This window comes from Burkholderia sp. LFS061, assembly GCF_047978125.1.
Taxonomy (GTDB): domain Bacteria; phylum Pseudomonadota; class Gammaproteobacteria; order Burkholderiales; family Burkholderiaceae; genus Burkholderia; species Burkholderia pyrrocinia_C.
This window is the reverse complement of sequence record NZ_JBFPFS010000085.1, coordinates 1-9,548: the sequence shown is the minus strand read 5'-3', so window position 1 is coordinate 9,548 and position 9,548 is coordinate 1. Positions and strand designations below refer to the sequence as shown.

Below are 9,548 nucleotides of genomic sequence, written 5' to 3'. Positions count from 1 at the left end.
CCTGATGCACCGGTACAACTGGATACGGCCGCATCAGTTCAACGACGGACTGGCGCCGGCCGTTGCGGAAGAAAAACTTAACGCAGTGTCCGGGATTAGTTGACCACTACATATCCCCCCCTTTGTTGCATTAGCGCAACCCGTGCGGACACTAAAATAACATCGCTCACCGCCTTTTCTGACGGCGCTACCACGAGTATAACTATTAGCACTATCTGTGGTTGACCTGAGACGTTTCTTGTAGCCAACCGGAAAGTGAGCTCTCTATTATCGAGCGCCCCCCGTGAACAGGGCCATCATGTGAGCGAGTTTTCGGCGAACTTGATCCGCTTGGGTTTTCCGGACCCATTCTAGAGCGGCTCAAATCCAGCTGGAATCATCGACCTGACTGGCCGGAGATGCCCGGGCATCTCCGCATGCGGACGCCTGGCATCATCGATATCGTTCAAGCGTTCCACGAATCTCGATGGAGCCAGGCTGATTGAATCTTGCTCTCACACGTTCACGAGTATCAGCTCGCCATTCATTTTATCCGACCGCGTTAATGACCTTCGTTTCCAGGTAATCCTCGAAACCGAACGCTCCCCACTCGCGCCCATTCCCCGACTGCTTATAGCCCCCAAACGGGGCATCGAAAGACTGATCGGCACCGTTGAGACTCACCATACCGGCACGCAGCTCGCTTGCGACAGATCGTGCCAATTCCGCATCGCCCTGCAGATATGCCGCAAGTCCGTACGGCGTGTCATTCGCGATGAAGACCGCTTCATCGAGACTCCGATACGGGATCATCGTCAAAACAGGGCCGAAGATCTCCTCACGGGCGATACGCATATCGTTATGCACATCCGCGAACACCGTCGGTTTGACATAGTAGCCGCGCTCGAGACCCGCCGGCGCATCCGGACCGCCGGCGACGAGCGTGGCGCCCTCATCGATCCCCGCCCGGATGAGCGCACGGACCTTTTCGAACTGAACGTGCGACGCAACAGGGCCGATATGGCTGCCGTGCTGCTCGGGACGTCCGACCTGAATGCCGTTGGTCACCTCACGAGCGATTTCGACAGCCGCCGCGTATTCGTTCTCGGGCACGAGCATGCGTGTCGGCGCGTTGCAGGACTGTCCGCTATTCGCCATGCAATGACGCACGCCTCTCTCCACGGCCGGGCGCAGATCAGCGCCTTCGAGAATGATGTTCGGCGATTTGCCGCCCAGTTCCTGGGTTACCCGTTTGATCATTTGCGCACCCACCGCGCCGATCGCGCTGCCCGCGCGGGTCGAACCCGTAAACGAAATCATGTCGATGTCAGGGTGTGCCACAAGCGCCGCGCCCGCAGTCGCACCGTCGCCGTTGATCATGTTGAACACGCCAGGCGGCAAATCGAGTTCATCGATCATTTCGGCCCACAGCAGCGCGCTCAGCGGGGTGACCTCGCTCGGCTTGAGCACCATCGTGCACCCGGTTGCGAGGGCGGGCACCACCTTGCACGCGATCTGGTTGATGGGCCAGTTCCACGGCGTAATCAATGCGCACACGCCAATGGGTTCGCGAACCACCGTCCCGCCGGAGACTGCGTGCTGGAAGCGAAACGTCCGCAGCGCATGGATCCCGGCCTCAATGTGCCATTGCCCGGTGCGGGCCTGTGCCGCTACAGCGAAATCGATCGGCGCGCCCATCTCGCGCGAGATCACGCGCGCCATCTCGTCGTAGCGCCGATTGTAGATCGCCAGCAGTTTGACGAGCCATCGCTCCCGCTGCTCGACGGTGGTCCGTGAAAATTCACCGAACGCAGCTTTTGCGGCCGCTACCGCGCAACCGACGTCCGACGCGGAAGCAGCGGCAATCGTCTCGATAATCGACTCGTCCGCCGGGTTTTCCACTTCGATCTGCGCGCTCGACTCAGGCGCTTGCCATTTGCCCGCAATGTAAAACCGTTTCGCATTGGTCATTCGAGTCTCCAGTTGTTGAATTAAAAAATGGGATTCAGCCTTGCCGTAATCGTCACCGCATCTGCTGCATCGCATCGAGAAACGCCCGTGGCTTTCCTCCCCCACTGCCACGATTGACCCGGACGCTTGTGCCTGTCCGCATACCGGACTATGATGCATCATATATTTTATTTCCACAGGAGGAAAGTCCATGACGAAAGTTGCTGTAGTAACGGGGGGCGGCACCGGCATCGGTCGCGCGATCGCCGAAGAATTCTTGCGCGCGGGTCTGCGCCCCGTGTCCGTCGGAAAGGACGCGGACGAGGATCTCGATCCGGCGATCGCGTTCCGGCGAGTCGACGTGACGTCAGCCGCTGAAGTTCGCGACGCATTCGGCGATCTTGCGCAGATTCACGTGCTCGTCAACGCCGCCGGAATCATCCTCCACGACCGCGCGGAGTTCGATTCAGCGGGCTTTCGAAAAGTGGTCGACGTCAATCTGAACGCCTGCCAGCTCACGACCGAAGTCGCGCTCGACAAGCTGTCCGCGGTGCGCGGCTGCGTCGTCAATATCGCATCGATGTGGAGCTTTTTCGGCTCGGCCCGCAATCCCGCCTATACGGCAAGCAAGGCCGGCCTCGTTGGCTTGACGCGCGCGCACGCCGCCGCGTTCGCGGATCGCGGGGTGCGCGTCAATGCAGTGGCGCCCGGCTGGATCGAAACGCGACTGTCTGCCGGAGCGCTGAACAACCCCGAGCGCAGCGGTTCAATTCGCGCACGTCTGCCGCTCGGGCGCTGGGGGCAGCCTTCGGATGTCGCCAGGGGCGTGAAATTCCTTTGCTCGGCCGATGCGGACTACATCACGGGAGTCGTCCTTCCGATCGACGGCGGATTCAGCATCGCGTGACGAAGCAGTAAGGATAGGCGGCGATGCGCCGCCGCACGCATGTGCTACCCGCGTCGGTAGCATCGCAATCGGATCGGGTGATCGGCTACTTACGTAGCGGCGACTTCGCCATGCTCCCGCTCGGCCATCCATTCGAGCAGCACGCGCTGGCCCCATTCGATATCTTCCTGGATCGCTCGCGATGCCCCTTCGGGATCACCCTTGCGCAGCGCGGCCAGCACGCGATAGTGAGGGTGCGAACGATTCGATATCTCGCGCCGTGGCAGATGCGAATGAAACGTGTGCAGCAGCGGCCCCATCCGGACCCACATGGTTTCCACGGTGGCGCTGAGCGTGGGCATCCTGGCTGCCGCCATCAATTCGAAATGGAAGTCGCGATTGCGCTCTGCGGCCTCTGAAGGACTCGCGGCAACGGCCTCGATGAACTCGTCGTGCGTCAGGCTCAGATGGCGGATTTCCTTTGGGGTAATGCGCTGCGCCGCCTGTTCGGCCGCCGCACCCTCGAGAAGGCGCCGCATGAGCTGAATCTCCGCAACGGTATCGGCGTCGAGCACCGGCACCACGATCGAGGTTGCCGCAGTCATTTCCAGGGCCTGTTCACTGACCAGGCGGAAAATCGCTTCGCGCACCGGCGTGATGCTCGTGCCGAGCTTTTCGGCAAGGTCGTTGATACGCAGTCGGTCGCCAGGCGCGTACTGACCGTTCATTAATCGGGAGCGGATCTCTTCGTAGATGCGTGACGAGAGATTGCTCTTTTCGACACGGGCGAGTGGTTTCATTCTGATAACGGGACGAAAAATGTTTTCATACATGATACATCACGATCCATCGCCGCAACAGGCGGTGCCGATGCCGATAAGCCGGCGGCGGGCTCAGTCGACTACGGCGACGGGCCGGCCGTGCCCGGTATGGGCTTTCAACGATTCCAATGCTTCGGGTAAGCGCGACAGCGGCATCGGCTCGATCGGCAGCGGCGCCAGTGCGCGATACAGCACGTCAGTGAGCAGACGCTCTCCCGCATCGACCAGCGTGCGCCAATGCGCGGCCGAGCCGTGTGTGTGCAGTGCATTCAGGGCCACTTCATGCAACGAGATGGCCGTCGTAAACGGCGCGACCGGGGATGTCTCCAGACGGTCCTGGATGCAGACGAGATGGCCGTTCACGGCGACGAAACGCGCAAGTCGGGCGGCATGCTGGCCGCTCACCGTGTCAAACACGACGTCGAACGGCCGATGCGATGAAAAGGCGCTGCTTCCGATGTCCGGCAACAGACACGTCGAAGCGCCAAGACGCGCCATGCGCTCGAAATGACGTGAGTTGCACATCACCGACACTCGCCAGCGTGCCCGCACTGCGAGCTGGACCAACAGCGTGCCGACCGCTCCGCCGGCACCCGTTACCAGTGCCTCGAGGCCGGCCCGGTGCGGCACTTTCTGCATGGCTTGCCACGCCGTCAGCATGGGGCACGGCAACGCCGCCGCCTCGGCAAAACTCAGGCCCGGCGGCAAGCGCAACAGTGCGCGCGCCGGCACTGCGGTGTACTCCGCGAAACTGCCGTCGCGCGTGAGCGACTGGTGGTAGGCCACACGCACGCCGAGCCATTCCCGTTGGATGCCCGCACCTACGGAGACCACCTCTCCCGCCCCGTCTACCCCTGGTATGTGGTCCGGCCGCCATGCCGGCGAGCCCCATTCGATGAATTTCCAGTCAACGGGATTCAGACCCGCGGCGCGGTTGCGCACGAGCACTTCTCCGGGCCCCGGCACCGGTCTCGCCGCACGCCGCCATGCGAGCGCGGAAGGCGCGCCGGCGATCTGCCAGGTCCAGGCGCCCATCGTGTCCGTCGTGCTGTTCGTGCCGATCGTCACGCTATCTTCCAGCATCGCTACACCACCGCGTCAAGTGCTGCGCCGCTCAGGGCCGTCTTGCCGAGCACGTAGTCCGCGCCCTTCTCGCCGATCATGATGGAAGCGGCGTTCGTATTACCCGACACGAGATTCGGCATGATCGATGCATCAATCACGCGCAATCCATCGATGCCGCGCACGCGCAATTCGGGATCCACCACTGCGTGCCCGTCCATGCCCATCCTGCACGTGCCGACCGGGTGATAGACGGTTTTCGCGCGCTTGCGAATGTAGTCCATCAGCGCGGCGTCGGTTGCGACGCCCGCGCCCGGCAGCGCCTCCTCGCTCGTATAGGTGCGCAGAGCCGGTTGCGCGAGAATCTCGCGCGCCTTTTTCAGGCCGGCTACAGCGATGCGTCGATCCTCGGCATGCTGGAAGTATTTCGGATCGATCCACAGCGCGGCGCCCGGATCCGCGCTGCGCAGACGAATCTCGCCACGGCTTTGCGGACGAAGCACGCAAGGATTGATTGTCGCGCCTGCCGACTTCACGTGATCCTGATCAAGGTCGAGAAACACGATCGGCACGAAGTGCATCTGGATATTGGGACGCTCTTGCGGCGCGTCGACGTTGACGAACGCGCAGGCTTCGGTCACGTTCGATGTGACGGGGCCGCTCTTGAACAGCAAATATTGCAGCCCGTTCTTCAGCGTGTTGGTGAAGCTGTCCTGGCCGTAGTAACCGTAGTTTCCCGTGCAGTAGGACACCGCCGGAAACTCGATATGGTCCTGCAGGTTCGCACCGACACCCGGCAGATCCTGCACGGCCTCGATGCCATGCCGAGCGAGTTCCTCCGTCGCGCCGATTCCGGAAAGCAACAGCAGGCGCGGCGACTGCACGGCTCCTGCCGACAGGATCACCTCCTTGCAGCCCTTCTCGCGTACGACCTGGCCGTTGCTGACGTATTCCACACCGATCGCGCGACCCGCCTCGATCAAAATGCGGTCCACGCGTACACCGGTACGGATCGTCAAACGCCCGCTCGCCTCGGCGTTGCGCAGATAAGCTACGGCTGCGCTGCAACGCCTCTTGTCGCGTGTCGTGATCTGATTGAAGCCGACGCCATTCTGCCGCACGCCGTTGAAATCGTGCGTGAAAGGAATGCCGGCTTGCTGCGCGGCGCGCACGAACGCCGTCGACAATTCGCAGCGTTGCGAGAGATCCGACACGCCAAGCGGCCCGCCGACGCCGTGATAGCGATCGTCGAGCCGCTCGTTGTCCTCCGCGCGCTTGAAATACGGCAACACCTCGTCGTAAGACCATCCCGAGTTGCCCAGGCGAGCCCATTCGTCGTAGTCCTCCTGTTGCCCCCGGATATAGATGAGCGCGTTCACGGAACTGCCACCGCCCAGCACCCGGCCTTGCGGCACGATGCGCGGCCGGGAGTCGAGCCCGGTCTGCGGCTCGGTTTCGTAGTGATACAGCAGATCCGTCGAGAGCAGTCTCGTGAAACCGGCAGGGATATGCACGAGCGGATTCCTGTCGCGCGGCCCCGCCTCCAGCAACAGGACGCTTGCGCCAGCTTCGATCAGTCGGCCGGTGACGGCGCTGCCTGCCGAACCGCCTCCGATCACGATGTAGTCGTATGTCAAGGGTGTCTCCAGTGTCTGCTTCTGGTCGATTGAACGGGCGCGACTTCTTTTGCACTACACATCGCTGCACTGCACATCGCTACAGCCCGCCGACCAATAATATATGATGCATCCAAATTGAACAACAACGACCGTGTCTGTATGGCTTCGCACCGCCTAGGGGAAATACCCATCTAAGTCAGGCCATCTTGAATATATGATGCATCATCTATCTTCGCTCGTCGCAAGATGACACGTGTTCACTTAGGGGCAGCGATGAACACCGCTCAAGGCAAACAGGATTACAGAGGAGACGATGAGCAACCATTTGATCATGCGCAACATCAGCAAGCACTTCGGCGGCGTCCACGCACTACGCAACGTCTGCCTGGAAGCGCACGGCGGTCAGGTGCACGCGCTGATGGGCGAAAACGGTGCGGGCAAATCGACGCTCATGAAAATACTGGCGGGTGCGCACACGCCTGACGAAGGCGAGATCCTGCTGGACGGTCGCCACCTTCCGATCGACAGCCCGCACGCCGCGCAGGCGCACGGAATCTCCGTCATTCATCAGGAGTTCTCGCTCACAAAGCATTTGTCCGTCGCGGAGAACATCTTTCTGCACGACCTCGGCGCGGGAACGTCGATCATCCGCTGGTCGAAACTGAAGGCGCGCGCCCGCGAACAACTGGATGCGCTCGGCTTCGGTGAGTTGGACGTGTCGCGGCCCGTATCAACGCTGTCGGTCGCCGAGCAGCAGATCGTCGAGATCTGCAAGGCGCTCTCGCGCACGTCGCGTGTTCTCGTCTTCGACGAACCGACGGCCGTGCTCACCGCGCGCGAAACGACGCGTCTGTTCGCCCTGCTCGAGCGGCTCAAGCGCGATGGCGTATGCGTCATTTACATCTCGCACCGGCTGGAAGAAATCTTCCGGCTGTGCGACAGCGCCACCGTGCTCAAGGACGGCGCCTTCGTCAGCACGGTGCGCATTGCCGACATCGACGAAAGCCGCCTCGTTCAGTTGATGGTCGGCCGCGAGCTGCAGGATCTCTTTCCGAAGCGCGACGCGTGCATCGGCGACACGCGACTGGAAATACGCGACCTTTGTGCCGGCGAACGCGTGCGCGACGTCTCGTTTCACGTACGCGCGGGCGAGGTGCTGGGCTTCAGCGGCCTCGTCGGCGCAGGCCGAACGGAGACGATGCGCGCGATCTTCGGTGCGGATCGCAGGAGCAGCGGCGAAATACGGGTCGACGGCCGTCCGGTCGCAAAGCTGAAGCGTCCCCGCCACGGCATCGAGAGCGGCATCGGGATGCTGCCCGAGGACCGCAAACAGCAAGGCGTGCTCCTGAACATGCCGATCCGCGCAAACGCGATGATGACGCCGCGCAACACGCTCGCGCGCCTGCGCTGCATCCTCGATCATCGTGCCGAACGCGTGCGCACGCGCGAACTGATCAAACAGCTGCGGGTGAAGGCGCGCGATGCCGAGGTCGACGTATCGACGCTCTCGGGCGGCAATCAGCAGAAAGTCGCGCTGATGAAGTGGCTCTCGAACGGCTGCCGGGTACTGATCCTTGACGAGCCGACGCGGGGCGTCGATATCGGCGCCAAGATCGAGATCTATCACGTCATCAACGATCTCGCACGCGCCGGCGTCGCCGTCATCGTGGTCTCCTCCGACATGCCGGAGATCATCGGCCTGTGCGACCGCGTGCTCGTCATGCGTGCAGGCCGTATTGCGGGCGAACTCAGCGGCCCCGCCATCAACGAAAAGTCGCTGATATCGCTGGCCATGGGAGTCAAGTAATGGAAGGAATCACGCAAACGCAGCGCACCAATGTTCCGCTGCTCCGCGGTCTGTTGCGCCATAACGCGTTGATCATGCTGATCGTGCTGTTCGTCGTATCGAGCGTCATGTCACCCGCGTTTCTGAGCCAGGAAAACCTCTATAACCTGCTACGGCAATTGACACCCCTGCTGTTCGTCAGCCTCGGCATGTTACTCGTGATCAATACGGGCGGCATCGACCTGTCGGTGGGGTCGATCGCAGCAGCGGGCGGCCTGCTGGTAGCCATGCTGGTTCCGGTGATGCCGTTCGGCGGCACGTCCGGGCTCCTTATCGCGGTCGTGCTGGCCGTGATGCTCGGTGCGCTTTTCGGGGCGTTCAACGGTGCACTGGTGACCGCCTTCGGGCTCGCGCCATTCATCGTCACGCTTGCCATGATGACCATCGCACGCGGAATCACATACATGATGTCGAATGGCCAGCCGACGATGCTGCCGCTTGATCTGCCGGCGGCGGAATTGCTCAATGAATTCGGCAGCGGCAGCGTTCCCTGGATCAACGTGCCATGGCCGGTCGTGCTCGGCGTGGTCGTCGCGCTGCTGTTCTACTTCCTGATGACCTACACCACGTTTGGACGCATGGTCGTCGCCACGGGCAGCAATGAGACGGCCGTGCGGCTGGCAGGTATTTCCGAGCGCGGTTACAAGTTCTGCGTCTACGTGATTTCCGGTGCGCTGAGCGCCGTCGCCGGCATCGTTTTCACGGCACGCACGGGTGTTGGCACGCCGATCACCGGCGTCGGCCTGGAACTCGACGGCATCGCGACGTGCGTGATCGGTGGCGCGTTGCTCTCCGGCGGGAAGGGTTCGGTTCTCAACACGGTGATCGGCGTGCTCGTGCTGGGCCTGATCGGCAATGTGATGAATCTCCTGAGCGTGCCTGTATATCCGCAACAGATCATCAAAGGCGCCATCATCGTTCTTGCCGTGCTGGTCCAACGCATCGGCCAACGCTAAACCACTTCTCCATCCACCCGGGCCGCCACGCGGCCCTTCCGCTTCCCTTTTTTTCATCCAACAATATTATTCAGGAGACTGAAATGAAGGTTGCTCGCAAAGCACTCGCCGTCGCCACCGTGCTGGCGTTCGGCATCACCGCCCCTGCCCACAGCCAGGCCAAGGCAAAGATCTACACGCTGCTGCCGAATACGGCACTGTCCGGCGTGGTGGATCCAGCCCTGCCCGATCGAACGGCGGTCCGCAAGGCATGGCCGAAGCAGCCGGCCAATCCGAACCAGCTAAAAATAGGCTGGACCGACATCACGCTGGGCAATCTGAACCGCGCCGGGAATCGTGGAGGCCGGTTGGTTTAAGTTAATGCAGGCAAGTCAGCGGCATTTCTGAGTTGCCTGTAGTAGTTTGCCTCAGCCTCAGCGGGCGGGATAT

At 61.9% G+C, this 9,548-nt stretch carries 8 protein-coding genes; 4 read left to right on the top strand and 4 right to left on the bottom strand.

Annotated elements, in window-relative coordinates; all coding sequences use genetic code 11:
- Positions 1 to 528: 528 nt before the first annotated feature.
- Positions 529 to 1,950: an aldehyde dehydrogenase family protein gene (locus tag ACNQQL_RS35335; protein WP_347069367.1), complete on the bottom strand. Its 1,422-nt coding sequence runs from the start codon at positions 1,948 to 1,950 to the stop codon at positions 529 to 531.
- A gap of 190 nt (positions 1,951 to 2,140) precedes the next feature.
- Between ACNQQL_RS35335 and ACNQQL_RS35330 the strand changes: the two genes are divergently transcribed.
- Entirely contained in the window at positions 2,141 to 2,836 is a 696-nt protein-coding gene (locus tag ACNQQL_RS35330; protein WP_012366403.1) for an SDR family NAD(P)-dependent oxidoreductase, read from the top strand.
- 89 nt (positions 2,837 to 2,925) lie between these two features.
- On the opposite strand, the gene ACNQQL_RS35325 is transcribed toward ACNQQL_RS35330, so the two are convergent.
- The 3 genes from ACNQQL_RS35325 to ACNQQL_RS35315 all read right to left on the bottom strand — a co-directional run bounded on the left by ACNQQL_RS35325 (position 2,926) and on the right by ACNQQL_RS35315 (position 6,335).
- Positions 2,926 to 3,615, bottom strand: coding sequence for a GntR family transcriptional regulator (locus ACNQQL_RS35325; RefSeq protein WP_041490073.1), 690 nt, complete (start codon positions 3,613 to 3,615; stop codon positions 2,926 to 2,928).
- A gap of 93 nt (positions 3,616 to 3,708) precedes the next feature.
- Positions 3,709 to 4,719 carry a zinc-binding dehydrogenase gene (locus tag ACNQQL_RS35320; RefSeq protein ID WP_347069364.1) on the bottom strand — a complete coding sequence of 337 codons (1,011 nt, stop codon included), beginning with the start codon at positions 4,717 to 4,719 and terminating at the stop codon, positions 3,709 to 3,711.
- Positions 4,720 to 4,721: 2 nt separating this feature from the next.
- Positions 4,722 to 6,335 (bottom strand): GMC family oxidoreductase, encoded by a 1,614-nt coding sequence (locus ACNQQL_RS35315; protein WP_347069363.1) that lies wholly within the window; start codon positions 6,333 to 6,335, stop codon positions 4,722 to 4,724.
- 295 nt (positions 6,336 to 6,630) lie between these two features.
- On the opposite strand from ACNQQL_RS35315, the gene ACNQQL_RS35310 reads away from it, so the two are divergent.
- The 3 genes from ACNQQL_RS35310 to ACNQQL_RS35300 all read left to right on the top strand — a co-directional run bounded on the left by ACNQQL_RS35310 (position 6,631) and on the right by ACNQQL_RS35300 (position 9,475).
- The gene (locus ACNQQL_RS35310) at positions 6,631 to 8,124 is read left to right on the top strand and encodes a sugar ABC transporter ATP-binding protein (RefSeq protein ID WP_347069361.1); all 1,494 of its coding nucleotides are present in this window, start codon (positions 6,631 to 6,633) and stop codon (positions 8,122 to 8,124) included.
- Positions 8,124 to 9,119, top strand: a complete 996-nt coding sequence (locus ACNQQL_RS35305; protein ID WP_347069359.1) for an ABC transporter permease — start codon at positions 8,124 to 8,126, stop codon at positions 9,117 to 9,119. The genes ACNQQL_RS35310 and ACNQQL_RS35305 overlap by 1 nt, the downstream gene beginning before the upstream one ends.
- Before the next feature lie 83 nt (positions 9,120 to 9,202).
- A complete protein-coding gene (locus ACNQQL_RS35300) occupies positions 9,203 to 9,475 on the top strand; it encodes a hypothetical protein (protein WP_347069357.1) in 273 nt (90 codons plus the stop codon).
- The last annotated feature ends 73 nt before the right edge of the window (positions 9,476 to 9,548 follow it).